At 71.1% G+C, this 26380-nt stretch carries 26 protein-coding genes and 2 pseudogenes; 10 read left to right on the plus strand and 18 right to left on the minus strand.

The genetic code is table 11. From position 1 onward, the window contains the following. Positions 1–196: 196 nt before the first annotated feature. The 4 genes and pseudogenes from KRAD_RS21095 to KRAD_RS21110 form a co-directional block, all read right to left on the minus strand. Positions 197–1327 (minus strand): LacI family DNA-binding transcriptional regulator, encoded by a 1131-nt coding sequence (locus tag KRAD_RS21095; RefSeq protein ID WP_012087714.1) that lies wholly within the window; start codon positions 1325–1327, stop codon positions 197–199. Positions 1328–2039: 712 nt separating this feature from the next. Next, entirely contained in the window at positions 2040–3290 is a 1251-nt protein-coding gene (locus KRAD_RS21100) for a sugar ABC transporter substrate-binding protein (RefSeq protein ID WP_012087716.1), read from the minus strand. Positions 3291–3505: 215 nt separating this feature from the next. Continuing rightward, a pseudogene (locus KRAD_RS27865) lies at positions 3506–4181 on the minus strand (MerR family transcriptional regulator). A gap of 197 nt (positions 4182–4378) precedes the next feature. Beyond that, entirely contained in the window at positions 4379–5179 is an 801-nt protein-coding gene (locus KRAD_RS21110) for an SDR family NAD(P)-dependent oxidoreductase (RefSeq protein WP_049821338.1), read from the minus strand. A gap of 115 nt (positions 5180–5294) precedes the next feature. Between KRAD_RS21110 and KRAD_RS21115 the strand changes: the two genes are divergently transcribed. Further along, positions 5295–6164, plus strand: a complete 870-nt coding sequence (locus KRAD_RS21115) for a helix-turn-helix transcriptional regulator (RefSeq protein ID WP_041292301.1) — start codon at positions 5295–5297, stop codon at positions 6162–6164. Positions 6165–6544: 380 nt separating this feature from the next. Beyond that, the gene (locus KRAD_RS21125; RefSeq protein ID WP_041292303.1) at positions 6545–7750 is read left to right on the plus strand and encodes a Gfo/Idh/MocA family protein; all 1206 of its coding nucleotides are present in this window, start codon (positions 6545–6547) and stop codon (positions 7748–7750) included. A gap of 154 nt (positions 7751–7904) precedes the next feature. Here the strand turns inward: KRAD_RS21125 and KRAD_RS21130 are convergent, their stop codons facing one another. After that, complete coding sequence (locus tag KRAD_RS21130; RefSeq protein ID WP_012087720.1) at positions 7905–8855, minus strand: SDR family oxidoreductase; 951 nt, start codon at positions 8853–8855, stop codon at positions 7905–7907. Between the two features lie 107 nt (positions 8856–8962). Further along, a complete protein-coding gene (locus tag KRAD_RS21135; protein WP_012087721.1) occupies positions 8963–9730 on the minus strand; it encodes a DUF3159 domain-containing protein in 768 nt (255 codons plus the stop codon). Between the two features lie 202 nt (positions 9731–9932). Between KRAD_RS21135 and KRAD_RS21140 the strand changes: the two genes are divergently transcribed. After that, the gene (locus KRAD_RS21140) at positions 9933–10775 is read left to right on the plus strand and encodes a helix-turn-helix transcriptional regulator (RefSeq protein ID WP_012087722.1); all 843 of its coding nucleotides are present in this window, start codon (positions 9933–9935) and stop codon (positions 10773–10775) included. Between the two features lie 68 nt (positions 10776–10843). Here KRAD_RS21140 and KRAD_RS21145 read toward each other — a convergent pair whose 3' ends face one another. Continuing rightward, positions 10844–11425 carry a TetR/AcrR family transcriptional regulator gene (locus tag KRAD_RS21145; protein WP_420812219.1) on the minus strand — a complete coding sequence of 194 codons (582 nt, stop codon included), beginning with the start codon at positions 11423–11425 and terminating at the stop codon, positions 10844–10846. Positions 11426–11495: 70 nt separating this feature from the next. Between KRAD_RS21145 and KRAD_RS21150 the strand changes: the two genes are divergently transcribed. Beyond that, the gene (locus KRAD_RS21150; protein ID WP_012087726.1) at positions 11496–12236 is read left to right on the plus strand and encodes an SDR family oxidoreductase; all 741 of its coding nucleotides are present in this window, start codon (positions 11496–11498) and stop codon (positions 12234–12236) included. Positions 12237–12539: 303 nt separating this feature from the next. Here KRAD_RS21150 and KRAD_RS21155 read toward each other — a convergent pair whose 3' ends face one another. Next, on the minus strand, positions 12540–13166 hold the full coding sequence (locus KRAD_RS21155; protein WP_012087727.1) for a TetR/AcrR family transcriptional regulator: 627 nt from the start codon (positions 13164–13166) through the stop codon (positions 12540–12542). Between the two features lie 129 nt (positions 13167–13295). Here KRAD_RS21155 and KRAD_RS21160 point away from each other — a divergent pair, with 129 nt between their 5' ends. Further along, a complete protein-coding gene (locus KRAD_RS21160; protein ID WP_041292305.1) occupies positions 13296–14063 on the plus strand; it encodes an NADPH-dependent F420 reductase in 768 nt (255 codons plus the stop codon). Between the two features lie 403 nt (positions 14064–14466). After that, positions 14467–14760, plus strand: coding sequence for a hypothetical protein (locus KRAD_RS21165; protein ID WP_157873686.1), 294 nt, complete (start codon positions 14467–14469; stop codon positions 14758–14760). Between the two features lie 72 nt (positions 14761–14832). Here KRAD_RS21165 and KRAD_RS21170 read toward each other — a convergent pair whose 3' ends face one another. Beyond that, positions 14833–15201, minus strand: a complete 369-nt coding sequence (locus tag KRAD_RS21170) for a nuclear transport factor 2 family protein (RefSeq protein WP_012087730.1) — start codon at positions 15199–15201, stop codon at positions 14833–14835. A gap of 198 nt (positions 15202–15399) precedes the next feature. Between KRAD_RS21170 and KRAD_RS21175 the strand changes: the two genes are divergently transcribed. After that, entirely contained in the window at positions 15400–15915 is a 516-nt protein-coding gene (locus tag KRAD_RS21175; RefSeq protein ID WP_012087731.1) for a GNAT family N-acetyltransferase, read from the plus strand. Between the two features lie 97 nt (positions 15916–16012). On the opposite strand, the gene KRAD_RS21180 is transcribed toward KRAD_RS21175, so the two are convergent. Beyond that, positions 16013–16483: a hypothetical protein gene (locus KRAD_RS21180; RefSeq protein ID WP_041292307.1), complete on the minus strand. Its 471-nt coding sequence runs from the start codon at positions 16481–16483 to the stop codon at positions 16013–16015. A gap of 164 nt (positions 16484–16647) precedes the next feature. On the opposite strand from KRAD_RS21180, the gene KRAD_RS21185 reads away from it, so the two are divergent. Next, positions 16648–16917 (plus strand): hypothetical protein, encoded by a 270-nt coding sequence (locus KRAD_RS21185; RefSeq protein ID WP_041292308.1) that lies wholly within the window; start codon positions 16648–16650, stop codon positions 16915–16917. 194 nt (positions 16918–17111) lie between these two features. Here KRAD_RS21185 and KRAD_RS21190 read toward each other — a convergent pair whose 3' ends face one another. The 4 genes from KRAD_RS21190 to KRAD_RS24695 all read right to left on the minus strand — a co-directional run bounded on the left by KRAD_RS21190 (position 17112) and on the right by KRAD_RS24695 (position 20347). Continuing rightward, on the minus strand, positions 17112–17495 hold the full coding sequence (locus KRAD_RS21190) for a hypothetical protein (RefSeq protein WP_012087734.1): 384 nt from the start codon (positions 17493–17495) through the stop codon (positions 17112–17114). 158 nt (positions 17496–17653) lie between these two features. After that, positions 17654–18319 carry a DUF6226 family protein gene (locus tag KRAD_RS21195; protein ID WP_012087735.1) on the minus strand — a complete coding sequence of 222 codons (666 nt, stop codon included), beginning with the start codon at positions 18317–18319 and terminating at the stop codon, positions 17654–17656. Between the two features lie 198 nt (positions 18320–18517). Beyond that, positions 18518–19387, minus strand: coding sequence for a hypothetical protein (locus KRAD_RS21200; RefSeq protein ID WP_012087736.1), 870 nt, complete (start codon positions 19385–19387; stop codon positions 18518–18520). Between the two features lie 639 nt (positions 19388–20026). Next, positions 20027–20347 carry a PASTA domain-containing protein gene (locus KRAD_RS24695; protein ID WP_012087738.1) on the minus strand — a complete coding sequence of 107 codons (321 nt, stop codon included), beginning with the start codon at positions 20345–20347 and terminating at the stop codon, positions 20027–20029. 245 nt (positions 20348–20592) lie between these two features. Here KRAD_RS24695 and KRAD_RS21210 point away from each other — a divergent pair, with 245 nt between their 5' ends. Continuing rightward, entirely contained in the window at positions 20593–21162 is a 570-nt protein-coding gene (locus KRAD_RS21210) for a hypothetical protein (protein ID WP_041292310.1), read from the plus strand. 239 nt (positions 21163–21401) lie between these two features. On the opposite strand, the gene KRAD_RS21215 is transcribed toward KRAD_RS21210, so the two are convergent. The 4 genes and pseudogenes from KRAD_RS21215 to KRAD_RS27870 all read right to left on the minus strand — a co-directional run. Then, on the minus strand, positions 21402–21809 hold the full coding sequence (locus tag KRAD_RS21215; protein WP_041292311.1) for a hypothetical protein: 408 nt from the start codon (positions 21807–21809) through the stop codon (positions 21402–21404). A 484-nt stretch (positions 21810–22293) separates the two neighbouring features. After that, complete coding sequence (locus tag KRAD_RS26200; protein ID WP_157873687.1) at positions 22294–22521, minus strand: hypothetical protein; 228 nt, start codon at positions 22519–22521, stop codon at positions 22294–22296. A gap of 217 nt (positions 22522–22738) precedes the next feature. Further along, complete coding sequence (locus tag KRAD_RS27295) at positions 22739–23212, minus strand: hypothetical protein (protein ID WP_041292312.1); 474 nt, start codon at positions 23210–23212, stop codon at positions 22739–22741. Positions 23213–23451: 239 nt separating this feature from the next. Next, positions 23452–24267 (minus strand): annotated as a pseudogene (locus tag KRAD_RS27870) (PDDEXK nuclease domain-containing protein); the annotation flags it as partial. Positions 24268–24938: 671 nt separating this feature from the next. Between KRAD_RS27870 and KRAD_RS21235 the strand changes: the two are divergent. Beyond that, complete coding sequence (locus tag KRAD_RS21235; RefSeq protein ID WP_012087743.1) at positions 24939–26351, plus strand: hypothetical protein; 1413 nt, start codon at positions 24939–24941, stop codon at positions 26349–26351. Positions 26352–26380 lie beyond the last annotated feature (29 nt).

Raw genomic sequence — 26380 nt, forward strand, 5'->3', positions numbered from 1 at the left:
CGATCGGCGGGGAGGACGGCCCGCGCAGCAGTCACGGAGAGGTTCCCGCAGGGCCAGCGGAGAGCAGCCGGTGAGGAAGGCGCGGGATCCCCGTGCCCCCTCCAGGGCTCGCTCGCGACGCATCCGCCCTCGGCCTCGGCGTTCTCGGCCCGCACCGGTCGTGCGCAGGTGTCGCTGGGCCCGTGCTCCGAGGGGTTCACGTGCTGTCGCGCACGACCAACCTGATGGGGGACAGCACAGTGCGAGGCGCTCGCAGGGGCGGTGACCCCCGCGACGGGTCGAGGACGGCTGGACCCTCTCCCTGCGGGAGTCCCCGCTCCCGAGAGCCCGTGCTGGTCCCGAGGTCGTCCGTACCCGTGTCCACAGTGGTGTGCGGGCTGGTGTCCGTGATGAGGGACACGGCGAAGTCGGCCATCGCGGGCCGGTCGAGAGCCACGGTGGTCAAGGGCGGGCTCGCGTACGCGGCGGCTCGGATGTCGTCGATGCCGACGACCGCGACATCGGCGGGGACCGTCCGACCCAGAGAACGCAGCGCCCGCAGGGCACCGAGCGCGGCGGCGTCGTTGCCGACGACGAGGGCGTCGATCGCCGGTTGTTCTGCGATCAACGCTGTCGTGGTCTCGAAGCCGCCCGCCTCGTCCCAGGCGGGCAGCTCCCGCACGGTGTCGGGTGAGAGCACCAACCCGGCGCCGTGCAGCGCCTGCCGGTAACCCTCCAAGCGCTGCACGGCGCTGGTGTGAGGCTGAGCGCCCTGCGCGCCGAGGAAGGCGATGCGCCGGCGGCCACGATCGATCAGGTGCTGGGTCGCGAGGCGGCCGATCTCGACGGAATCGATGTAGACGTGGTCCAGCGGTGACCCGCGTCCGTGCTCGCCGATGAGGACGACGGGCAGGTCGCGCTGGCGACGCAGGAGGTCGACGGGTACTCCGATGGGGGCGAAGATGAGCCCGCGGCTGATGCCCGTGACGCGGTGGGCGACCACGTCCCGTTCGAGGTCGAGGTCGCCGCCGGTCTGTTCCAGGAGCAGGCGCAGTCCACGCCGGCGGGCGCTGTCGGCGACGGCGTGGGCGAGTTCACCGTAGAAGGCCGCCTTGACGTCGGGGACGACGAGGGTGAGGAGGTCGCTGCTCCGCTGCCCGCTCTGGAGGGAGCGACCGCCCCAGGCGGGGCGGTAGTCCAGTTCGGCGATGGCGGTCCGGACGCGAGCGCGCAGCTTCGGGCTGACGTGGGGGTGGTCGTTCACGACGTTGGAGACGGTTCGCGCGGAGACACCGGCGACTCGGGCGACGTCTTGCAGCGTCGGCGCGTGCCACCCACGGGAGATCACCGCGCCATTGTGGCACCGGAGGTGGTCCGCTGCGGTGGGCCCGGCGATGCGGTCGGGGAGGACCGCTGTCCTCGTCCGCGGGCGCTCGTCGATCTCCGCAGCTCGCGGGCCGTTCCTGCTCGACCAGGGCCACGGGCACCAGGAGGGTCGAGCTGTGCTGCCCCCGCGACCTCGGTCGTCGCTCTCGGCTGGTGAGGTGCCTCTCGTCCGGCGGCGTGCGCTTTCGTGCTGGTCGATCGCACCGCATGCACCGCGCGATGAGGGGCAGGTCCGAAGTGCTCCACGATGAGGGATCGTCCCACGAGGTCGTCGGCGGTGTGGTCGGCGAGGTAGCCCGCTCCTCCGGCGGTCCTGACCTTCCCCTGGAGGGTCAGGAGGCGGTGCTTCGAGGTCTCTTCGATGCGCTGCTGCAGCGCAGGCCAGTCATCGACTCGCGTCCTGGACGTCGTGATCGGGTTGCAGCAGCCGTCACCCGCTCTGCGCCTCACCTCTGGGCCACGCGCCACCTGCGGGATGACCGTGAGCCAGCCCGCTCCCGGTCAGGCGGGCCGGGTCTGACTCCCGAGCGACGGCGGAACGTGAGCGGCTTCGACCGAGCGGCGAGCCCTGGAGCCGACACACGGCGGTCCTCTCCATCAGCGCAGCGGCAGCCGTGGACGCAGGAGGCTGTCAGCGGTGAGGCGCTGGGCGAAGAACCGCGCCGCCTGAGGTGTCAACCGTTCTGCGCCTGCTCGAGCGCATCCTCTGGCGTCATGCCGCCGACGAGTGCCTCCTGGACCGCCGTGTGGATCCTCGTGGCCGCCTCGGGCCAGTCCGGCCCCAGCTCGCCGGTCCGAGCACGCAGGTTCGGGACCTGGTCGGTGAAGGCCCTGAAGTGCGGCTTGCGGGATGCGATCTGGTCGGCGAGGGCAGGCTTGGTGGGCACGGTGCCGGTGCGCAGAGCGAGTTCGACTTCGATGTCGTCCCGGTTGAGGCACTGGACGAGTTCGGCGGCCTTCTCCTGCTTCTCCTCGTCGCCGGTCTGCGGAACGGTCCAGGCCTCACCGCCGAACGGCAGGACGATCTCACCGCCGGCCCGCGGGGCGGGGATCGGGACGACGCCGTACTCGAGCTCAGCGGTCCGTTCGAGGGCCGGGAAGCTCCAGGGGCCGTTGATCATCATCGCGGCGTTGCCGGCGATGAAGTGGTCGGTGACCTCGTCCTGCGGCCAGTTCACCGACGACTGGGACAGTGAACCCGACGTCATGAGGTCCTTGACCAGCTGCAGTGCGGCCGCGGTCTGGGGCGTGTCGATGTTCCTCTCGTCTCCGCCGTTGGACCACATGAACGGCAGGAACTGCCACGTCCCCTCGAAGGTGCCGATGTTCGACATGGCAAACCCGTACCGGTCGCCCTGGGTCAGCCTCGCTGAGGCGACCTCGAGTTCCTCCCACGTGGTGGGCGGCACCACGCCCGCGGCATCCAGGAACTTCTTGTTGTAGAACAGCGCGACCGTGTTGGTGACTGGCTGGAGCCCGTAGAGATCTCCCTCGTACGTCGAGGCCCGCAGCACGCCATCGGCGACACCAGTGGTGTCGATCCCCAGGTCCTCGAGCGGGGTCAACGCGCCCGAGGCCGCGACCTGCTGGACGTCGGGGTTGTCGAGCATCAGGACGTCGGGCAGCGTCTTGGAAGAGCTCCGCTGCAGCACCCGCTGCATCAACGCGTCGACGGGAACCGACTCCCGGTCGATCTCCACCCCCACGACCCGCCCACAAACGTCCAGTGCACGCTCCCACGGAACGTTGTTCGTCGTCGACGTGTAGTAGTCCAAGATCCGCAGTTCGCTCACCGCACCTGCGGCTGTCCCGTCGTATCCGCCGGTGCAGGCCCCGAACGCGAGCGGCAGGATCAATCCCGTGACCAGCCCGGCGCGAAAGCGCCCCGTCCTCGATCTCGACGGCTCACGCGACTCACACCTCACTGGATCGCTTCTCTCATTCGTGTTCTCGGTCGACGACGGGCAACGGTGCGGAGGGCTGCAGTTTAGTCCCCGCAACAGGGCAGATCCGCCGCGACTGCGCCCGGGGCACGGATGACGGTGAAGTGGTCGTCGGTCGCTCGGAGGTGCGGGGTGACTGCTGGGGGAGTGCGGTCACGTGGCAGGTGTGGGACCTCGTGTCCCGCTCGGCGGGCGGGTCACTCGTGGGCGGCGAGTTCCTCCGCCAGTTCCAGGCGCCGCGAACGGGCGGGGGAGAGGTCGTGCGGCATCCTCCCGACGGCTTCGGCGGCGCTCGCAGGTCCTCGCCTCGGGTCCTCGCCCCGGCCTCGGCGGGTCTCGTCCTCCTCGCCGTCAGGGGTCGCGGGGCGCGGGTCCTCCCAGGCGTCGAGGAGTGCCCCCTCGCTCTGCGCGAGGCCGGACTCCTCGATGACGGCGTGCAGCGCCCGTTCGAAGGCGTGTCGCTGCGCAACCACTCGCGCGACAGGGGGTCGTCGATCGCGCTCGTGTCGTCGAGGGCATCCTCGGCGGCGTCGACGCGGTCGGACGCCACCTGCAGATCCGGAGGGGCGGCCAAGGCGATGAACCGGGTGGCCTGGACGGCCGCACCGAGGGACCGGAGATCTGCTCGGTGATCAGCAGGGTGTTCAGGTCGTCACGGATGTCGCCCATGGCCATCCCGGCGTCGGCCGTCTTGCGGATCCACAGCGGCCGGATCACCTCGTCGTAGCCGTGGAGGCGGCGGCCGTCGCTTCCCTGCTGGGGCTCGGGGAGCAGGCCGATCTGGTGGTGGCGGATCGCGCGCGGTGTGGTGCCGACGAACGACGCCGCGTCACCGATCTCGACCCGACGCGGGGGAAGGAGGGACGGGTGCACGGGTGGGGCCTTGCTCCGTCAGGCGGTACGTGGGTCCAGGGACCCCGTGATGCTGCGGGAGGTGCAAGCCCGGGCCCTGCTGACGGTGCGCCGCGCACCGTCACGACCCGAGGACGTGGTGGAGGACGGGATCGCCGGTGGACCGCGATCCTCGAGCTCGTGCCCCACCGCAGGCTGAGCCTGACCTCTTCCCGGCTTCAGGCCGAGCGGGTCGCGGTGATGCCGCCGTCGACGGCGATCTCCGCGCCGTGGAGGTATCCGGCGCGCTCGGAGAGCAGCCAGGCCACCGCGTCGGCGACCTCCTCGGGCGTGCCCGGGCGCCCGGCCGGGGTCGGCTTCGTCATGGCGTCGATGACGTCCCCGGCGGCGGCGTTGACCGGGGTGCGGGTGGCGCCGGGGGAGACGGTGTTGACCCGCACCCCGCGGGGACCGAACTCCGCCGCCCAGCTGCGGGCGAGCTGGATCTCGGCGGCCTTGGTCGCGGAGTACAACCCGACGAAGGGGTGCCCGACGTGGGCCATCCAGGAACCGACGACGACGACGGCGCCGGCGCCGCGTTCGGCCATCGCCGGGACCAGGGCGGCGGTGAGGACGTGAGGGGCGCGGACGTTGACCGCGAGGGTGGCTTCCAGGTCGGCGTCGCTCAGGCTCACGGTGTCCACCGGCGGGCATAACGCCGCGTTGTGCACGATGGCGTCCAGCCGCCCACCGGCGGCCTCGACGGCGGCGGCCGCGAAGTTGCGCAGCGCCGCGGGCGCGGCGCTCAAGTCGGAGGCGAGGAACACGGCTCGTCCTCCGACGTCCTCGATGTCGGTGACGATGGCGTCGCCGCGGGCCCGGTCGCGCCCGGTGACCACGACCTGCCATCCCTGGGCGGCCAGGGTGCGGGCGGTGGCAGCGCCGATGCCGCTGGTGGAGCCGGTGACCAGCACCGTCCGGGTCGGCTGGGTGCGGGTCGGCTGAGCCTGGGTCTGCTGAGGGGTTCTGGGGGTGGTCATGTCCTCACTGCACCGCAGGCGCGCAGCGGGTGCCAGGACGCGCGGTGCCTGGTCACCTGCTACCTGGTCACAGCGCGACCAGGTTCGCGGTGCCGGGTGCTCCTACGCTGGCCGGGTGCCTGCCGACCGTGCTGCCCTGGGAGCCTTCCTGCGTTCCCGGAGGGACCGCTTGACCCCCGCGCAGGCCGGGATCGCCGCCTTCCCCGGCCCGCGGCGGGTGCCGGGGTTGCGCAAGGAGGAGCTCGCGGTGCTCGCCGGGTTGAGCCCGGACCACTACAGCCGGTTGGAGCAGGGGCGCCAGCACACCGTGACCGACGAGGTCGTGCACGCGCTCTCGCGGGCGTTGCAGCTGGACGAGGTCGAGCGTGCGCACCTGCGTGACCTGGCTGTTCCGTCCTCGCGTCGCCGGTGGTCGGGGCCCGAGGCCGCGCAACGGCCCGACCCGGGGATGCTGCGCCTGATGGGGGTGCTGGACCACGTCCCCGTGCTGCTGCTGGGGCGGCGTTCGCAGGTGCTGGCGCGCAACGCCCTGCTCACCGCGGTGCTGGGGGCGCAGGTGGAACCGGGGTCGTCGTTCGCGCGGTGGTTGTTCCTGGACCCGGACGCGCGGGTGCGGATCGTGAACTGGGCCGACTTCGCCGCGGCCGCGGTCGGGGCGTTGCGCTACGAGGTGGGGCGCCACCCCGAAGACCGTCGCCTGGCGGAACTGGTGACGGAACTGCGCCGGGCTGACGCGGACGTCGCGCAGTCGTGGGAGGACCAGCGGGTCACCTTCCGCACCTCGCTGACCAAGCACGTGGCCCACCCGAGCGCGGGACCACTCACCTTCGGCATCGAATCCGTCGTGGGCCCGCACGACCCCGAGCAGCGCTTGGTCGTCTACACCGTCGAGCCCGACTCGCCCACGGCGCGGGTCCTGCCGGTGGTGGCGGCGTGGACGAGCGCGGTGCAGGAGTCGAGCAGGCCGGGTGGGGCCAGCGGCTGAACGGGGCGACGAGCATCCCGGCGCCGACCCGGCGCGACGGCACGTGGTCCCACGTGGTCCGCCGCTCACGTGCCGGCTTCCCCCGCGAGGGCTCGCCGCAGGACCACGACCTCGTCGACGCCCTGGTCGACGGTCTGGGCGGGTGCAGGGCTGACGCTGCCGGCCCCAGTGCCCGCCGGGTCTGCACCGGGAGACGGTGACTGCTGTCCCACGTGGTGTGCGAGGCGGGTGGGTCTCGACGAGGAGGACCACGCGGTCCAGTCCGGTGACGGAGGACGGTGGCCGCAGGTGGGGGCAGGGCGCCCCGCATCGCCGACGGCGTCGATGTGGATCATCCTGGGGGTCACCGTTCGCACCCTCGACTCGCAGGAGAGTCCCTCGTGAAGATCGCTGTCATCGGCACCGGCCAGTTCGCCCGGAGCTTCATCGCCCTGTGGCAACTGCACCCCGACGTCGAGGAGGTGTGGGTCACCGACATCGTCCCCGAACGCGCGCAGCAGCACGTCGAGACCCACGGCCTGGCCGGGTCCTTCGCCAGCTTCGAGGACGCCCTGGCCTCCGACGTCGACGCCGTCGCGATCATGACCCAGCGCTGGTCGCACGGCCCCCTGGTGCGCCAGGCGCTGGCCGCCGGCAAGCACGTCTACTCCGCGGTGCCGATGGCGACCACCGTCGACGACATCGAGGCCATCGTGGCCGCGGTGCGGGAGACGGGCCTCATCTACATGATGGGCGAGACCAGCTACTACAACCCCGCCGTCGTGTGGGCCCGCGAGCACATCGCGAACGGTGACTTCGGCCGAGTCTTCTACGGAGAGGGCGACTACGTCCACGACATGGACAACGGCTTCTACGCCGCCTACCGCTACAGCGGCGGGGAGGACTGGAAGGAGACCGCCAGCTACCCGCCCATGCTCTACCCCACCCACGCCATCGGCGGCGTGCTGGGAGCCTGGCCCACCCACGCGGTCAGCGTCAGCTGCACGGGCATCAGCGACACCCGCGGCGACGGTGTGTTCGACAAGGCGGTCTCGCGCTGGGACAACGACTTCTCCAACATGTCGGCGCTGTTCGAGCTCGCCGACGGTGGGGTCATGCGGACCAACGAGTTCCGCCGGGTCGGGTACTGGAACGGCCCGGAGTCGCGGTTCCGCTTCTACGGCACCGAACAGGTCATGGAGCAATCGGTCACCAGCACGGTCGTCACGGTCAAGACCGAGGGCGAGGACTACCGCAAGGGCAAGACCCTCGACATCAGCGACGAACTGCGGGCCGGCGAGCACTCCGACGTCCCCGAGGACCTCACCGACATCGATCCTGCGCTGCTGAGCAGTTTCCGCTCCGGCACCGCGAAGGTGCACGACCGCAGTCGGCTGCCGGAGGAGTTCGAAGGAGCCCCCAACGGTCACGAGGGGGCGCACCACTTCCTCGCCGACGACTTCGTCGTGGCGGTGCGTGACCGCGTCCAGCCGCCGGTCAACGCCTGGGTCGCCGCCCGGTTCACCCTCCCGGGGATCGTGGCCAACGAGTCGGCCAAGCAGGGCGGGGCGCGACTGCCCGTCCCGGACTTCGGCGACCCGGTCTGATCAGCGCACCCCCACCCGGGCGAGCGCACGTCCGGGTGGGGGTGGATCCACGGAGGCCGTCCCGTCCAGGGGCGGGGTGGAGACGGCGCCAGTCGCTGAGGAGGTCGAGGATCGGGCCGCGTGCCTCAGCGTGGTGACGGGGTCGAGGACGACCTCAGATTCGCGCGGTGGTCGTGAAGGAGACGCCGGCCAGGGCCTGGGACACCGTCCAGACGCGGTCGGCTTCGGTCTGGTCGCGCAGGGGGCGGTACAGCGGCTGCTCACCGGGGCCGCCCCCGAGGTTGCCGGGTCCGGTGGGTCCGTAAAGCCGTCCCCCCTGGGCCTGCGGTGCGGTGGCCGCGTGGAGGGCCGGCAGCTGGGCGCTGTCGACGGTGCCGACCAGGATGCCTGCGCGGGAGAGCCTGCGGATGACGGCGATCTGGGGGGTGTTGCGTTCGCGCTGCAGTTCCGGTCGGGCGGCGAGCAGGCTGGTGGGGGCGACACCGGGGTGGGACAGGTTGCTGGTGATGCCCCAGCCTTCGGCGCGGCTGCGACGGTCCAGTTCGAGACCGAACAAGCCCAACGCGATCTTGGAGGAGCTGTAGGCGCGCATGCCGTGGTAGCTGTCCTCCCAGTTCAGGTCCTCCCAGTGCACTGCGCCGCTGCGGGCGGCGACGCTGATCTGGGAGGTGACCCGGGCCCGCCCGGCGCGCAGCAGGGGCAGCAGGTGGGCGACCAGGGCGACGTGGCCGAGGTGGTTGGTGCCCAGCTGCAGCTCGAGGCCGTCGACCGTGGTCTGGCGCTGCGGTGGGGTCATGACCCCGGCGTTGTTGATGAGCAGGTGGATCGGGCTCCCCTCGGCCCGCAGCTCGTCGCCGAGTGCGGCGACGGAGGACAGCGAGGACAGGTCGAGGTCGTGCAGGGTGACCTTGGCCGTGGGGTGCTGCTCGCGGATGCGGGCCAGGGCGGCTTCGCCCTTGGTGCGGTTGCGCACGGGCAGCAGCACCTCGGCGCCGGCGCCGGCGAGCCGGCGGGCGATGCCGAAGCCGATGCCGTCGCTGGCGCCCGTGACCAAGGCGCGGCGTCCGGACAGGTCGGGCAGGGACAGCTGGGGAGTGCGAGGCATGACGTTCTCCTACGGGGTGAAGGGTTCCGGTCGTGGGGGTGCAGGGAGGTCGGGCGCGACGGGGTGATGGACGGGGGACGTTCCGGGGGGAGCGGTCCCGTGGGCGGCTAGCGGGCAGCGCCGGCGTCGACGGGTCCGCCGGCGCTGCGGCGGGCCAGCACCACGGTCGCGGCGAAGTGCAGGGCGAAGCTGGTGGTGGAGGCGACTTGCACCACCGCCAGGGCTGCCGGCTGGTCGGCGAGGTAGAAGACGACCCGTGCGGCCAGGGTCAGCCCCGCCAGGCTCAGACCCACCAGCGTGCTGGCGGTGTACAGCCGCCGCAGCCGCCGGTGGGTGCGCCAGGTGCGCGGCCCACCGGAGAGCGGGTTGACGACGAACCCCATCAGGGGGCGCCGGGCGAGCAGGGAGGCGGTGTAGGCCAGGACGAACAGGATCGGCACCACCATCGCCGGCAGGAAGAAGTCCCGGGCCTGCCCGGTCACCGCTGCGACCCCGGCGCACACCGCGGCCACCAGCAACCCCGCCGCTGCGGCCCCGGGAGACTCCCGCCGGACCAGCCGCACGACGCAGGCGGCCACCGCGGTGACCAGCAGGGCGATCAGGGCCGGCACGAGACCGGCGGCGGCATCGGCGACCACGAAGGCGATCGTGGGCGCTGCGGCCGAGGCCAGCCCGACCGGTCCACCGACGCGCTGGAGGGCCCCGTCCACCGTCGTGCGGGTCAGGGACTGCTCCACGGCCTCGTCCAGGCCCAGGATGCGTCGGGTGGTGGCGCTGGGGCTGGCGACCGGTTGCTGGGGCTCGGTCCGGTGGCCTGGGCCGGTGTGTTCGAGGAGCTCGGCTCCGGTGGCTCCGGTCACGGCTCGCTGGGTCACGGGTCCTCCTGGGTCGGGGTGGTGAGACCAGCCTCAGCCAGGTCCGTGGTCGTATCCAGGGCCTGGCGATCCGCCCCACCGACCGGCGCCCGCTCGACGGTGGGGTGGCCCCGGCGGGGAGGGTCGGGAGAGGGGGATCGTCAGGTCGTGGCTGACCTCGACCGCAGCAGGTAGGAAGGGGGGAGGACGGCGAGGGAGAACCATGGACATCGACAGGACGGGACTGGCGCAGTTCCTGCGGCAACGGCGTGAGGCCCTGCAGCCTCAGGACGTCGGTCTACCCCGGGGGCAGCGGCGGCGCACCACCGGGCTGCGGCGCGAGGAGGTCGCCGCTCTGGCCCACATGTCCACGGACTACTACGCCCGGCTCGAGCGTGAACGCGGACCGCAACCCTCGGTGCAGATGATCGCCTCCATCGCCCAGGGGCTGCACCTGGGCCTGGACGAGCGCGACCACCTCTTCCGCTTGGCCGGGCACCAGCCGCCGGTGCGCGGCGCTCTCAGCGAGCACGTCAGTCCCGGTCTGCTGCGCATCCTGGACCGACTCGATGACACCCCCGCCGAGATCGTCACCGAGTTGGGGGTGACCTTGCGCCAGACGCCGATGGGCATCGCGTTGACCGGTGATGCCACGCGGTGGAGCGGCCCGGCTCGCAGCCTGGGCTACCGCTGGTTCACCGACCCCGCGGCCAGAGCGTGGTACCCGCCGGAGGACCACGCGTTCTTGTCCCGGTTGTACGCCTCGCACCTGCGCGAGGTCGTCACCCGCCGCGGGCCCGGCTCCCGCGCGGCCGAGCTGGCCGAACTGGCCCTGGCGAACTCGGAGGAACTGCGCCGGTTGTGGGAGCTGCATGAGGTGGGCGTCCGCCCCCACGACGTCAAGCGCTTCGTGCACCCCTCGGTGGGCCAGATCCAGCTGCACTGCCAGACGTTGCTGGACCCGCAGCAGTCGCACCTCCTCCTGGTCTACACCGCGGTCCCCGGGACGCAGGACCAGGAGAAGCTGGAGCTGCTCTCCGTCCTCGGTTCACCGTCCTCGGCGTGAGGCGACATCGAGCCGACCGGCGGACGAGAGGGCCGCGCAGAGTTCGCGCCGGTGTTCGTGGGGTCTGGTCAGCCCTGGGGCGTGCGCAGTCCGTCGAGCAGGACCGACAGCAACCGCGGACCCCGCTCGTCGAGCTCGGTGTCGTCCAGGCGTGAGAGCCAGCCGATCAGCACGATGACGTCCCGGGCTTCGACGTCGGCGCGGATGCTGCCCTCCGCGCGGCCCGCGGCGAGCAGCAGCTCCACCGCTTCACCGATCGGCCCCAGGCTGTGGGCGGCGAGGTCGCGCCACGTCGCTGCCTCCACGGCGGCGAACACGTGGTTCTTCACCCGCGCGTAGGCGGCGACCCGCTCGAACCAGCCCGCCAGCGCCTCGACGGGGCTCCTGGTCGACACGAGGTCCGATGCGGCCGCGACGAGCTCCTCGACGTCGTGGCGGTAGACCTCGACCAGGAGGTCCTCGCGGGTGGGGAAATGCCGGTACAGCGTCCCCTGCCCGATGCCGCAGGCCTTGGCGACGGCGTTGAGCTTCAACTCCCCGGGCTCGCGCAGCTGCTCGCGCGCCGCGTCCAGGATCAGTTCGCGGTTGCGTTGGGCGTCAGCGCGACGGGCACTCACGGTAGGAACAACTTCCTCGACGGAAACGGACACCTGTCCGCTATGGTCGTCGACGTATCCGGACACGTGTCCACTCTAGCGCCACGCCTCCTGGAGGAGCTCTGTGACCATCCACGACAAGATCATCGCCATCACCGGTGCCAGCAGCGGCATCGGTGAGGCCACCGCCCGCCACCTCGCCTCCCGCGGTGCCGCCGTCGTCCTCGGTGCCCGTCGCACCGACCGCCTGGAGCAGCTGGTCGAGGAGATCACCGCCGCCGGCGGTCGGGCCGCGGCCGTGCGCGTGGACGTCACCGACCCCGACGACCTCCACTCGCTCGTGGACCGGGCGGTGGAGGGGTTCGGCCGCCTCGACGTCCTGGTCGGCAACGCCGGGGTCAGCAGGATCAGCCCGATGACCGACGTCGACGTCGAGGGCTGGTCGGCCATGGTCGACGTCAACGTCAAGGGCGTCCTGAACGGCATCGCCGCTGCCCTGCCGGTGTTCCGCGCTCAGGGCAGTGGCCACCTCGTCACCGTGGTCTCCACCTCCGGTCTGAAGATCGTCCCCACCCAGGCCGTGTACGCGGGGACCAAGAACGCAGTTCGCACGATCGTGGAGGGTCTGCGGCAGGAGAGCACCGACGGGGTCTTGCGCACGACGTCGATCTCCCCGGGTTACGTCCGCACCGAATTCATCGACTCCGCTCTCGACGACCCGCGACTGCGTGAGCAGGTGAAGCAGACCATGGCCGAGCTCGGCATCGACCCCACGGCCGTGGCGAGAGCGATCGCCTTCGCGATCGACCAGCCCGACGACGTCGAGATCGGGGACCTCACCATCCGACCGACGCGCCAAGGCTGACCGCGCGGTTCACCGACTGGACGGACATCGGCATGACCACGGTGCCGCCGGCCCCCAGGGACCGCCCGTATCGCGGGATGTCCGTGCGTTCCAACTGCACGCACCACGATGGCGGCCGGTCAGCCCACGTGGAACTGCCGGTCTCGGCTGCGAACACCGCTGGGACCGGAGTGCCCGCCGGCGCGGTCTCTTCGTGATGCGGCCGCGGGTCCGGTTGCTGTGGGTCCAGTCGCCAATCTCAGACGGTTGCAGCAGCCCTGACGTGAGTCGGGGACAATTCGGTCGTCCCGTGATCCTGTTCGCTCAGGACGGCAGGGGTTCGCGGTGGCGGCTGCTGAGCCCGTCGAGGGAGATCGTCATCAGCCGCCGCCAGCGGCGCTCGTCGCCGACGGTCTGCACCGTGGTGCACAGCGATCCGCTGAGGGAGAGCAGGTCCTCGGTGCTCACCCCGGGGCGGAGGACTCCCGCCTGCTCACACCGCTGGCGCAGTGCGTCGATGAACACCCGGCACTTGTGCACGCAGGACTCCGTCGGGCCGCCGGTCTGGACGTAGCTGTCCATCAGTGCGCGGTTGTGGGCCTGGGTGGTCAACACCTGCTCGAAGAACCCCGACAGCGCCTGCCAGGGGTCCTCCGTCGCTGCGGCGCGTTCGTGGGCCTGGGTGAGCCAGGCGGTGAACTCCTGCTCCAGGCTCAGGCGGAGCAGGTCCTCCTTGGAAGGGAAGTGGCGGTAGAGGGTGCCCATGCCCACCCCGCTGCGCCGGGCGATCTCGCGCACGTCCACGTCCGCGCCGTGCTCGGCGAAGACGGCGGTGGCGGCCGTGATGATCGCGGCCCGGTTGCGTTCGGCGTCGGCTCGTCGCCCACGCGGGGCAGCCGGTGCGCCTGCAGCTGGCGCCGTCGTCGGTGCGGCGGCGCGGGGTTCTCTCACTCCCTCAGGATACGCCCGAGTCGGGAGATGCGGAGCAGCTGCTCCGGTCGTGCTACGTTCAAGAGGAGCGCCTGCTCCGCTTGTCCCGTCTTCGGGGACGGCGCACCTGCAGATCAGACGGAGAGCACCATGACCACCCTGGGCATCATCGGTAGCGGCAGCATCGGCACCGCCATCGCACGACTCGCCATCGCAGCCGGACTGGACGTGGTCCTGTCGAACTCACGGACCCCGGACACCCTGACGGAAACGGTGGCTGCCCTCGGCGCAGCCGCACGCGCGGCCACACCGGAAGAAGCGGCCCGAGCCGGGGACCAGGTCGTGGTCGCCGTCCCCCTGACCGCCTACCGCTCCCTGCCCGTCGCCACCCTGCAGGGCAAGGTGGTCCTGGACACCATCAACTACTACGCCACCCGTGACGGGCACATCGAGGACCTGGACTCCGGACGGATCACGACGTCCGAGCTCGTCCAGGCCCACCTGCTCGGAGCCCGCACGGTCAAGGCCTTCAACAACATCGCCGCCTTCCACATCCCCGCCCTGGCCCGCCCGGCCGGGGCAGCCGACCGGTCGGCGTTGCCGATCGCCGGGGACGACGCCATGGCTAGGGCGGAGGCAGCGGATCTCATCGGTCGTCTCGGGTTCGACACCGTCGATGCCGGTCCGCTCTCGCAGAGCTGGCGCTTCGAACCCGAGACCGCCGCCTACGCGCCGGCGTACGCCGCTGACCCCGCGGCGGTGCTGCGGGGCTGGCAGCAGATGGTGGACGACTTGCGCGCGGGCCGGGCTCCGCGGCTGCCCGCCCCCGACGCCGGCTCCCCCTTGTCCGCTGCGCGACTGGGGAAGCTGCTGGCCGGTGCCGAGCGCAAGCTGACCGCTGACCGGATCGTGGCCTGAGCCCCTTCCAGCGCCACAGACGCGGGCCGGCGGGTCCGAGGAGGCACTACCAGTGGCGCGGGAGCCGGTCGAGCTGTTGTCCAGCACGATGCGCCCGCAGCGCGCTCATCGGCAAGACCGCGACGTCGCCGGCTGTCCACGACCGCGCACCGAGCGCGGGATGACCGTGCGTTCCGGCTGTGTGGTGCCAGGGCGGAGGCGGTGAACGGCCCCCTGGTGGGCCTGAACCCGACATGATCGGTTGATGACCCACCCCGTGACGCGCCCACGGCCGCTGCGGCCCCACCGGCCGGCGCGAGCGGTTGTCATCGTCTGCGTCCTCGTGGCCCTGGTACTCGGGGGTCTCCACGCCTACCGCGCAGCGCGACCGTGCGGGGTGGGCGTCGGGGACCCGGAGGATGCGGTGTTCGGGGTGCTGCGGGCCATTGAGGGCGAGGACGAGCGCGGTCTGTGTCAGCGCGTAGGCGCGGGCTACACCATTTCCACCGTCCAGGATCAGACCTTGCGTCAGCGGATCGAGGCAGCCGGTGGAGCCGGCGCCCTCAGGGTCGAGGACCAGGAGGAGCAGCAGTTGGGAGCTCAGCACCTGCTGTCGGTGAGCACGCAGGACGGTGAGGTCGTCGCTCAGTTCCAGACCCTCATCGGTGAGCGTGGGGCGATCGTCGTGGCTGTGACCACGTCGCCTGGGCAGTGGTGACGTCATCAACGTGCCGGGTAGTGGGATGACCGTGAAGTCGCAGGCTGGTCCCGCGCCGTCGCAGCACACCAGCTAATCCCGGATCGTGTCGGTGGCTTGCGACCACCTGCAGCGCCAGGTGCCCTCATCCTCGCGCACGTACACGTCGAGGTGCCAGCACTCCAGATGGCCGCCACCACCTGACATTGCGATGTCGATGACGGACAGGTACCTGACGACAGCGACGGACTCCGATGCTTCGACCTGGATCTCGGACTGCGGTTCGAAGCGTGCGTAGTCGATGCTCCCGTCGTACAGGCCGCTGAGGTAGGTCTGTCGGTCCCAGAGGTCGCCGCTGGGGGTGCAGAGCACGAAGTCGGCGTGGTGCAGGTCTTCGAGGACGTGGCGGTCGACGTCGACGATTGCTCGAAGTCGGGTCCGTTCCAACTCGACGATGTTCACGGCTCGACCCAAGAGCGGCCCGCTGCGGGCGGACTCTCAGCCGTGGGACGTCCGTAGGGACGTGCAGACGCACTGACCCAAGGATGATCGCGCGGACTGCGGGATGACCGGAAGGTCGCCAGCTTGCTGCGGGCGCCCCCCCCGTGGGCACCACGGGGTGCCGCATCGACCGTCGGGTGCGATCCGTAGGGTCGCGGGGTGGCGCACCTGATCAACCCCCGAGCCAGTGTCGCGGTCTCGCTGCGAGCCGTCGCCGCAGAGCCGGGCTGGGACGAGCACTCCGTCTACGTCGGCGCCGCCGACCGCGACGATGCGGCCTTCGCCGCGTGGGTGGATGAGCTCATCGACGACGCCCGGGCCGGCTCACCCCGCCCGGACGGCTTCGTCCCCTCCACGAACCTGTGGTGGGTGGAGGGTGAGCAGTACCTGGGGCGGGTGCAGATCCGGCACCGCCTGACCCCGTTCCTGCGCGAGTTCGGCGGTCACATCGGCTACTACGTCGTGCCCAGGGAGCGGCGGCGTGGGCACGCGACCGCCATCCTCGCTGCCGCCCTGCCGGTGGCGGCGGCGCTGGGCATCGAGTGCGCGCTGGTGACCTGCGATGTGGGCAACACCGCCTCGCGCAGGACGATCGAGGCCAACGGGGGCCTGTTCCAGGATCAGCGTGGACCGAAGCTGCGCTACTGGGTACCTACCGGCCCCACCCTCACGTAGCCGTACTCGCGCACGGCTCCGAGGACCACCGAGAGCCTCTGCCAAGGCCCTCTGGTTCGTGGGAGGAGCGCGCACCGCGGGATGACCGTGAAGTCAGTCAGCTCGGAGAGTCCTTCGGTTGAAGCTGGTCCAGTCGGGCTTGAGCGAGCTGGCGGATGCGGCGGGTGCGCCCGGAGTCGGCGAGGGCTCGTAGGTGCGGCGGTGAGTCGCTGTGGTGGGAGAGCTGGCGCTGGGTCCAGTCGTCGAGCTCGGCCAGGGACAGGGGCGTCTGCGGGTTCTCCTGCAGGTGTTTGAGGGTCAGCCACTGCTGGGCGCGGTGGTGGCAGTAGCTGTCGGCGGGGAAGAGGTCCTCGTGCTGTCGCAGCCACGCGGTGAAGGACGCGGCGCTGGATCGCTGCGCGGCGACACGGTCGAGGTGGTCGACAGCGGCGGCGTCACCGGCGAGCTGGTCGGGATCGTTGAGCGCGGCGGTGAGAGCGGCGTGGTCGTGGTCGATGTCGGCGCTGCGCAGTTCTTGCAGGTGGTGTTGGTGGGTGGCCACGTCGGGTGGCACGTCCTCGTCCGTCACTCTTTTCAGCGTGCCTGATGGGCACGAGGGCCTCGACATCGCGTGCTCAAGGCGCCCGCAACGTGCTGGCCAGCGGGATGACCGCGAGGTCGGCGTCCTGGGCGCCCACCCTTCCCGCTGCGGCAGGGGTAGTCGTTGACGGTCTCCGTGGCTAGCGTGCAGGGGTGCGAGGTGAGCGTCTCGGCATCGTCAGCTTGCGGCTCGACGCGTTCTACTGCGTCCTGGTGGGGCTTCTCGTCGCCGCCTCGGCGGCGGTGAGCGCGCCGCACGTGGGGTTGGCGGCCCCGGTGGTCGCAACGCTCGGGGTCGTGGTGGTGGCCTGGGGTGTTCTGGTCTGGGTGCTTACCTCCAGGTTGCCGTTGGTTCGTGCGCTGCAGTTGGTGGCCGCGGCGAACGTGGTGGTTGCGCTGGGGTTGACCGTCGTGTCGACGTGACTGGTGGGTGTCGTCGTGGTCCTGACCGTCGTGGTGGTCGCGGTCGACGTCGCTGCCTTCGCCGCGACGCAGGGAGTTGCCCGGCGGCGTTTGCTGCAGTCGAGCTGCTGAGCCGTGTGCCACCGATCGTGGCTGCTGGGCCTGGCCGTGTCGTGTCCGGAGTGCGGGATGACCGTGAGGTCAGCGGACCGTGATCACCTGCAGAAGCGGATCGGCGTCGGGCCGGGGTCACGGCGGAGAGCTTGCTCCCAGGCGGCGTCGTCGACATCGATGTGATCGCCGAGGGAGGCGATGAAGATGACCTCGGCCACCGCCGGCTGATGCTCGACCCAGTCGCGGACTCGGCGGTAGGACCCTTCGGCGCTGCTCATGCGGTTGCCGTCGTCCTGCCAGCTACCGCTCCAGACGTCGTCGTCGTGGGGTGGCATGACCCGTACGGTCCCGTGCCCAGGACGCGGCGGCGGGTAGATCGTGGGCTGAAGGCCCGTTTCCAGCAGTCGGGTGCGTTCCTCGGCGGTCTGAGCGCGCAGCTCCGGTGGCAGGTAGTCCTGGTAGAGCGGACCGCTGAACTCGGGCATGTGATCAGGATGATCGCCGAGGGCAGAGACTGCCAGTGCCTGCTCGTGTCGAGGCGATCCCAGCGGCGGCAGAGCGCGCGGACGGCGGGATGACCGTGCGATCGGCTACGGCGTGCGGCAGCCCCTAGGACTGAGGCACTCGGGCAGTGGGGTGGGTGTCACCACCACCGGGCGCCGTGGACGACGCGGTGCGGTGAGCGGCCCGTCCGGGCGTCCTCGAGGAGCTGCTCGACGTGACCGAGACCGTCGCTGTCGTCGGCGGCGTTGGCCTGCCAGCCGCGACTGTCACCGAAGGCGGTGAGGCGGGGGGTGTTGACGTGGACGAAGTCGCCCGTGACGACGCCGAGGAGGTGCTCGTCGAGCTCGGTCAGGAGGTGTTCAGAACCGTCGTCGCAGGCATCGCACCCGCAGGCGGGCACAGTGGCCAGGGGGACGGCGGGCTGACCGGCGCTGATGGTGACGAGGTTGTCGTCGGGGCCGTCGAAGCCGCGGAAGCTCAGCACGAGGGGGACAGCGTTCTGCTGGTGCGGACGCAGTCGGTGGGCGCGGACGGGGGCGATGCCTGAAGGAGAGCCGTCGCGCCACGTGTCGTGCTCGCGGGTGAGGTCGATGGGCTCGAGAGTGGCCAGTCCTGCCTCGGTGAGGACTCGCGTCCAGGCGTTGGCCCGGGCGGTGAGGATGCGGTACTTGGCGGGGTCGAGGCAGCGGGAGTACTCCTGCGGGTCGGGCTCGTGGTCGGGGTGGGGGTCGGGCCAGGCCGCCGTGGACGCCGGGTCCTGCTCGAAGGCGGCGTCGACGGCTGCGCGCAGAGTGTCCTGATCCACGGCGGGAGCCTAGGACGGATGCTGCGCCGCGGGCCGTTGGTGGTGCCCATGCACGGTGCGGGGAGCATCTGGTCCTCGGCATGCGCGGACGATCACCCCGGCTCTGGAGACCTCGATCCGGCCTCCCTGCTCAGCACCGCCGCGCTCCTCCACGTCCACGAGACGCGACCCTGCTGAGGCGGACCGCCAGCCCGCGCCTCACGCCCGAGGACGGCGGTACGCCTCCAGCTGCTCGGCCGGGAGCTTGGGCACCGCGTGGACAGGGGTGGCCGGTGCCCCTCCGCTCACCCGGTCGCCAGCCTCGTCGCGAGCCTCGTCGGGGGCCGGCGGGAGGACCGTCTCACCCGTCGCCCCCGGTGGTGCCCCGCTCGCGGCACCGGTCGGCGCCGGGTCCACCGGGTCCACCGGGACCGGACCGGCGGTGTTGGCGGTGTCGGTGGTGTCGGCGGTGTCCGGTCGCCTGTCCTGCACCCGCCACAGCACCAGGGCCGAGGCCAGCGACAGCACCGTTGTCACCGCCAGCAGCGCCAGGACGGGGGCGATCTGGAGCAACCCGCCGGTGTTCGGCAGCAGGTAGGTCCGCTGCAGGTTCCCGAACGGCTCGCTGAGCGGTTCGTTGGTCAGGTCGAACAGCATCACCAGGCACAGCGCGCTCTCCACCGCTGTCAGCGCCGCCGCCCCCGCCGCGACCCGACCGGCCCAGCGGGAGGGTACGAGCCAGCCGGGCCGCCCCGCCGCGATCAGGGCCGCCAGCGCCACGAGCGCCAGCGAGGAGGCCAGCAGGGCCTCCGGCACCGCCACCGTCGCCCACAGCAGGCGGAACCGCACGGAGAAGGTGAAGTCGATCCGGGTGCGCAGCGTCTCCTCCGAGACGTAGCTGCCGAAGTAGACCGTGTCCGCGCCGCCGGTCAGGAAACGCCGGAACACCTCGGCCAGGACCACCGCGCTGGCGGCCGCGCCAGCGACGAGCGACCACGGCACCCACACCAGTGGACCCCGCCCCTCCGGCTTTCCCGTCCCCTCCTCGTCGGGCTGGGAGGTCTCGGGCTGCCCGCTCCGGTCGTCCACGTCTTGAACCTACGGCGAAGGCGTCGGGCCGTCGCGCCAGGACCGCGGGGGGGGGGGGGGGGGGGGGAACCTTCAGGTCCCGGCGGTCGGCGCGAGGTCCTCTTCCGACCTGGTCGCCGTCGCCGCAGGCGTCACCGGCAGACCCGACCGTGAGGTCGATGGCGCGAGGTCGATGGCGCGTGGAGGGCGCCGGGACCGCGACGTCGCGGACGTCGTGTGGACGGTCGTCGACGTCCTGGCTCGCGCCACGACCGCGACGTCGTCCGGAGCGCCGGGGGGCGGCATGACCCTGAAAGATCAGTCTCCGCTGGGTGCGGCGGCGTCATCGCGAACGCGTGGGCGGCTGAGCCGGAAGAGGCCGATGCAGACGCCCATGAGGAGGCCGGCAGCGATGATGCTCGGCCAGTGCGGCAGCCGCAGGTCTGTGAGGTATCGCCCCGTGAGCGCTACCACCACAGCGGCCACGAAGCGGAGCCACCACGGCCAGCCGCCGACACCGCGAGGACCGTTCCACGCTCGCGCCCACCGTGCGAGCTGCTGTCTGGGCACGACGACACCTGGCCGCAGGCCCTGCTCCAACACTGCGCGCGCACCGCGGGATGACCGCGTGTTCGTGTCGTGCGGCTGGGGGGCTGACTGTCAGGAGGCGGTCGTACCGCGGGCGCTCGCCTGATCGTTGGGTGGGCTGTCGGGCTTCAGCGGCAAGGCCGGGGAAGGCGCGTTTCCGCCCGCGGTGATTTCTACGGCGATCGAGTCCCACTGGTACACCTCGGCTCCCGCAGCCGGGTGCTGAGAGGTGATGTAGAACAGACCCGGCCAGGCGAGGGCACCGATCGGTGGTCCATCGGGGTCTGGGTTGGTGAGGGTCACGCCCGCGTCGCTGGCGACGTCCCGGCCGATGTGGAAGGGCAGTCCCACTACGTCGGGAACGACCACGCGGGGTGCAGCGCGCTCACTCATCTTTGCAGGCTACCCACTCCGCGTTTCGGATCGAGGGGCGCAGACAGCAGGAGGTCCGTGAGTTATCGCATCAAGAAGTTGTGAGCCCCGCTCATCTGCCGTACCACTTGGCTGTTGACATGACCGCTGCGTCGACAGATCAGTCAGGACCGCCCGGGTCGCGGGATGACCGTGAAGTCGTTGGTCGGCGGCGGTAGTCCTAGTGGTGGTGCTGATGCGTCTAGCAGCCGCCGCGCCCTTATCGCGTGATCTTCCTGCAGCGGCGGTTCGCCATCCTCTACGGTCAAGCAATGGGAGCCGCCACCATGTCCACGCAGGTCAGAGCGCACAGCCAGGGACGCAGTAGCGACCTCCCCGCTCGTGGCCTCGGTCTTGCCCTGGCGGCTCTTGCCCTGACCGTCGGCGCGGCCTGCTCAGCCCAGGAGGAGACCGGTGTCTCCACGACGCAGATGGATGAAACAACGCGGCTCGCTTCCACGGCCGCCAGCACCGCGACGGGCATCACCGCGGCGGACATCACGCGTCCCCAGGAAGGGATCAGCGCCGTTGGTGGAGACGCGAGCACCACCACGAGTGTTTCAATCGGGTTGACGGCGAACGCGACTTTCCGCGCCTTCACGGTGTGCACCGGCGGCGGAGACCTCGAGCTGGACCTGGCGGGCACTGCGCAGGAGCTGGCGTGTGACGGCCAGGTCCGAGAAGTCGCCGAGCTTGTGGTCCCGGACACCGGGAGCGTCCAGTTCAAGCCGAGTCGTGTCAACGATTTCGCGTCGGCGTCGGCGTCGGCGTGGGCTGTGGCGTTCGCCCCTGCGTGAACCGACGGACCTCAACTGCTGCGGCCACCAGCCCGTGGTCGTCGGCACCCGATGGACCCGGTGGCGGCTCTGGAGGTGGTTCTGCTGATGGCTCGACGCGACTGACTCAGGAGCGGTAGCCCTAGCGTGCTCGCACGGCCAGCGACAAGACCGCGACGCCGCAGGCCGCCGGCAACAGCACGCACAACGCGGGATGACCATGAGGTGCGCCTGAACTCGCCCAGTGGGTGCGTGCGACCTCAGTCCTGGTTGGCCCAGATCGTGGCGACCAGAGTGCTGTTCTCATCTCGGCACTGATCTGTGGCGGCGCGGAAAGCGGCGTCTGCTGCTTGGGGGTCAGCTTCGTCTTCGTAGCTGGCGGTGACGGTGAAGCCCAGCTCTCCATCACCCCAAGCCAAGCTGGAGGGCTCGTAGCCGGCGGCGCTGACGCAGTCGCGTTCTGCAGTGAGAGCTTGCTCGTACTCACCGCCGCTCACCTGGCCGTCCTCCAGGATTGCCGCCTGTGGCGCGGGAGCGTCCTGGGCCAGCTGTGCGATGGCCGTGGGGTCGTTGACCGCCTGCAGGGCCCGGGCGGTGGGACTGTCCGGGGCCAGGCCGTTGGAGCACGCGGTGAAGGGCAGGAGGGCCGCTCCGGTGAGTACGAGCACAGCGAGGTGTCGCCGGGGGTGTCGCATGGGTCCTCCTGCAGCCAGTGATCTCAGCATCGTGTCAGCTGGCAGGGCGATCAGGACCACTCCGAGGGGTCGCGAGAACGCAAATCCAGGTCGAATGACCGCCTGGTCATCGGCAGATCCGGTCGTCGTCAACCCCCGGGGCGACCGCGCACAACGCGGGATGACCGTGGAGTCGCACAGAGCGCGGCGAGAGGTCTCCGGCCGCGGTTGCGCCAAAGACATGGAGAGGCATCTCACCTCAGCCCACTCCAGTCGATGTCGATCCAGACGTCGCGCGACGATCGAGGCCATGGCGCTGGCACCAGGCATGCCTGGGTGATGCCTGCAGCGAGCAGCTCCTCGCGCACCAGGGTCACGATTGCCTGGCCCATCGGTGGGGAGATGAAGCCATCCGCGTCGATGTGGATCCACGGTCCCTGCGGGTCTCGGTAGACGGGACTGATGTAGCTGGGAGTGTTCAGGGGTCGGGGCGAGAGTAGTTCTGACTCGCCTCCTCAACGGTGAGGAAGACCTGGCCGTTTTCGGCGATGAGCATCAGGCGTGGCGCTGCTCGGGCTGGAGCGTGAGCAGCCGCCTCGGGGTCCTCGCAACGGATCAGCAGGCTCTCGTCCTCGTTGAGCCACGGCTCGACACCGGGGAGGGGACCGAAGAGGCCGGGAGCGGCTTCGACGTGGTGCGCGGGCACGTTGTCAGCATGACGCGGTCAGTCCCGCAGTGGGGCCGACTGCGGGGGGCAGCCGCCTACGCCAGGCAGACGGATGGCTCGTGCTCGCAGCCGAGCGGTGCATGAGGACCTCGCTGCGTGCGGGTGATCATCGCGTCTCGACAACCACTTGCTCGTTGACATGAGAGTGACGTTGTAGCCGTCCCCGGTTGCGCCCGTACTGCGGAATGACCGGATATCAGCGCAGTCGAGGTCGCGGCCGGCTGGTGGCTCCTGGGGCGGGTCCTCGCCGACGCTCGTCGGCGGGCAGGGGCGGGTCGCCCCACCACCACACTCCGTCCTCGTCGGGGGCCATCGACTCCAGTACCGAGCCCAGGGGCTCCTCGATGTCGGAGGTCGCGATGTTGTCGGCGAGGTCCACAGCGGGATCGACGTCGGGTGCGGGCAGGTTCAAGGGGTAGTTCTCGACCTCGTCGAGGTGGCGGCGTAGGCCGGTGGTGAAGTCCCACCAAGGGTGGTGGTACACCACGTGCAGCACCGGGTGCCCGTCGTGGACGCCGGCCCAGGACCGCACCACGTGGACCCGGCCGCCGGTGGCGGGCAGTTGCCGGGCGGGGTCGGTGAGCTGGCGCAGGAGAGCGGTGTGGACGTCGTCGGCCCACCGCTGCGGGTCGTCTCGGATGCGGGCTGAGGCTTCTGGTGCGGCGTCCATGGCCTTGTTCTACCGGTCAGGCTGACCGGTAGGTCGTCAGTGGTCGTTGCTGTCGTGGTTGTCGGCGCTCGCGGGCGGTGGGGGTGTCTCGTCGAGGGCGTCGTCCAGGGCGTCGGTGAGGGCGTCGGTGAGGTCGCTGCCGAGCTGGTCGCTGAGCTGGGTGGGGTTGGCAGGCTGGCTTGTTGGTCGGGGGGGAGGGTGTCGTAGGTGTAGGTGGCCACCGCCATGGGGGCGGGCGCGCCGGCGAGGGCGTAGCGGACGACGTGTTCGTCGCGGTCTTTGCAGAGCAGGATCCCGACGGTGGGGGCGTGCACGGTGGGGTCGCGCAGGCGGTCGTCGATGAGGGCGACGTAGGCGCCGAGCTGTCCGGTGTACGCGGGGGTGAAGCGCCCGATCTTGAGTTCGATGACGATGTAGCGGACTTGGGGGATGTGGAAGAGGATTCCACGGCGCAGGGCGCCGCGGCTCCTGTCGATGATCATCTCTTCTTCACCGACGGTGAAGCGGACTTGGCGTCCGACGAAGGCCATGCCGTGCCCGAACGCGGTCAGCGTCTGCTGCAGGCGGTCGACGAGGCCTTGCTCCATCGCCCGTTCGCTGGCGCGGTCGGTGAGGGCGAGGTGGTCGAAGACGTAGGGGTCGCGGGTGAGCTGCTGGGCGAGCTCGGAGTCCGGCTGGGGCAGCTGGGCTTCGAAGTTGGAGGGGGCGGCGCCGATGCGGGTGTGCAGCCCCGAGTCGATCTGGTTGGCCAGGACGTCGCGGGACCAGCCCTGCTGGAGGGCGTGGGTGGCGTACGAGTCGCGGGTGGCGCGCTCGTCGAGGCGGCCGAGGAGGACGGTGAGGTGACCCCAGGGCAATCGTGCAACGGCTTGTTGCACGAAGCCGGCTTCCTCGGGCCAGGCGGTGGCGGCGGCGCGCATGTACTGCAGGTTGCGGCGGGAGAAGCCGCGCTGATCGGGGAACGCTCGGCGGAGGTCGTGGGCGAGGCGGTCGATGACCTTCGCGCCCCACCGGCGTCGTGTTGGCGGGTGAGGATGTCGTGGCCGATGGACCAGTACAGCCGCAGGAGCTCGATGTTGGCGGCGCGCGCGGCGCGCACCCGTGAGGTGGCGACACGGGCCTTGAGCTGCTCGAGCAGCTCGGCGTAGCCCTCGGGCAGGTCAACTGCGAGGTCGACTGCCAGGGCAGCCGGCGGGGCGCTCGACAGGTCACGGGCTGAGCTGCTGGGTGTGGGGGGCCTGCAGGTCGCGTGCGGGCACGGGCGGCATCCTGCCGCCCGGCTCGGACAGCGTGGTGATCAGGTGGCGGCAGTGGGCTGGGGCGGACTGGCTTGGAGAGGCCCTTGGAATGGCGAAACCCCGCGGGCCGTGGGCCGCTGCGGGGTGATGGTGATGATTGTCCCAAGATCACTTTTGCTTGTCAAGCAGCGCTACCTGTAGGTGCGGGGCTCCAAAGAGCCGGGGCCGCTGATGCTGGCCGCACCGATGGGGCTAGACCACGATGGGGCCATGCCGAGCCGCCGACATCCGAGCCGGCGGCGTCCCGGGCCGGTGCCGTTGGCGAGAGGCGCCTCGACCTACCGGGGAAGACCGCTTGTCGCCGCCTGCGTGTACAAGGAAGACGTGACTGCCACCAGCCGAGTGCTGCTGCCCAGGCGCCGGGGCGGCGTCCGCTGCCGGCGGGCCTGGCGCGAGGTGATCGAGACGAGCAGGGCCAGGGGGCACGCGTGAGCGAAGCGACGCCAGACGGACGGGCGCCGGGACGGTTGGATGGTCGCGCAGTCAGGCCGTCAGGCGGGCGGCCGGATGGGCGGTCCGTTGGGGCGGGTAACACCGGCGAGCAGGCCGGGCCTGTTGCCGTGGAGCTGATGGCGGCGCTGCTGAGCGAGGCCGGTTCGCTGGCGCAGGAAGCCCACCGGCTTCTCTCACCGGTAGCTGCCTTCCGCAGCACCTTGCGTGAGCGGCTCCTGGCCGACGGGCAGATCGTTCCCTTCGCTCACCGCGCTGCTGCCCTGGCTCCCCGGCACAGCGTCGCGGCGGTGGACGGTGGGTCGGTGCGCGAGCACCTGTACGCCGCTGACCTGATGGTCGCGGTCGCTGTCGCTGCTGAGGGGATGACCAGCGTCGGCGGGCACGCCCTGCCGCACCGGCACTGGGCTCACGTGCGCGAGCACGAGTCGGAGAACGACCGGCTGCTGTCGGCGGCGATGGCGAGTCTGGAGCTGCAGCTGCTGGCGGACCTCTCCCACGAGGTGCGCATCCTGGACGGCTCGCACAGCACCCCGGTGATCGCCCTGTCCACGGCGCTGGCCGTCCGTAGCCGGGCGGTGGCTGAGACGGCCGCGGAGCTGGTGACCGATGAGGTCGTGGCTGCTGTGCGCTCGCTGGCCGATCCGGATCAGCGGACTCATCCCGGGGAGGTGGTGGCCCTGCCGAAGGCGGACTCCGCGCATGCCTTCGCCGGCCTCTACCGGGCCCGCTACGAGCTGGACCTGCCCGGTGGGGACCGGTTCCTGGCCGCTCAGGTTCTCGAGCCGGGGGAGATGCTCCACCCGCGGGCGGCCACGGAGGTGGCCGGGGTGCACTTCACGGTCAGTGAGGAGGCCTCGAAGCGGGTGCAGGAGGCCGCATCGAAGCTGAACCAGGCGATCGCTCCTCTGCGAGATGCGGTCGGCAGCGGGCAGCTCCTGGTCACCTACGTCAAGCCCGCCAGCGCCGACACGGTGCTCAAGGTCGAGTTCCGCGTCTCGGAGCCGCTGGGGGATGCCAGCACCTCGGTGTCTTCAGGGATGTCCTCGAGCACGTCCTCGCGGGCGCTGGGTGAGGCCCAGCGGCTGGCGGGGTTGTTGTCGGCCGAGACGCCGGGCCCGCACCTGCAGGAGCCGTTCGCGCAGTACGCGGTGGATCTGGTCGCCAAGAGCGTGTCGGTGGGGGCTGAGGCGTTGAACCAGTCGATGATCGCGATGCTGCCGCCAGGGTCGGAGGACTACCTGACCCTGCTGGCCCGCTCGTACCGCACGCGAACAGGTGGCGGCAGTGGTGGTGGTGGGCGTGGGGGCAGCGCGCACCCCGGTGGCGCAGGACGCGTCGGTGGATCCGGTGGACCCGGTGGGTCCGGTGGACCGGCAGGTGGTCGGTGACCGGCCGTAGGCAGGGTGCGGTCACGGGC

Origin of the sequence: Kineococcus radiotolerans SRS30216 = ATCC BAA-149 (assembly GCF_000017305.1) — a bacterium.
GTDB lineage: Bacteria > Actinomycetota > Actinomycetes > Actinomycetales > Kineococcaceae > Kineococcus > Kineococcus radiotolerans.

Excerpts from the sequence above, each read along its gene's own strand:
- KRAD_RS21110 (WP_049821338.1), bottom strand. The coding sequence starts at position 5,179 with ATGACCACCCCCAGAACCCCTCAGCAGACCCAGGCTCAGCCGACCCGC.
- KRAD_RS21130 (WP_012087720.1), bottom strand. The coding sequence starts at position 8,855 with ATGCCTCGCACTCCCCAGCTGTCCCTGCCCGACCTGTCCGGACGCCGC.
- KRAD_RS21140 (WP_012087722.1), top strand. The coding sequence starts at position 9,933 with ATGGACATCGACAGGACGGGACTGGCGCAGTTCCTGCGGCAACGGCGT.
- KRAD_RS21160 (WP_041292305.1), top strand. The coding sequence starts at position 13,296 with ATGACCACCCTGGGCATCATCGGTAGCGGCAGCATCGGCACCGCCATC.
- KRAD_RS21190 (WP_012087734.1), bottom strand. The coding sequence starts at position 17,495 with ATGCCCGAGTTCAGCGGTCCGCTCTACCAGGACTACCTGCCACCGGAG.
- KRAD_RS24695 (WP_012087738.1), bottom strand. The coding sequence starts at position 20,347 with ATGAGTGAGCGCGCTGCACCCCGCGTGGTCGTTCCCGACGTAGTGGGA.
- KRAD_RS27295 (WP_041292312.1), bottom strand. The coding sequence starts at position 23,212 with ATGGACGCCGCACCAGAAGCCTCAGCCCGCATCCGAGACGACCCGCAG.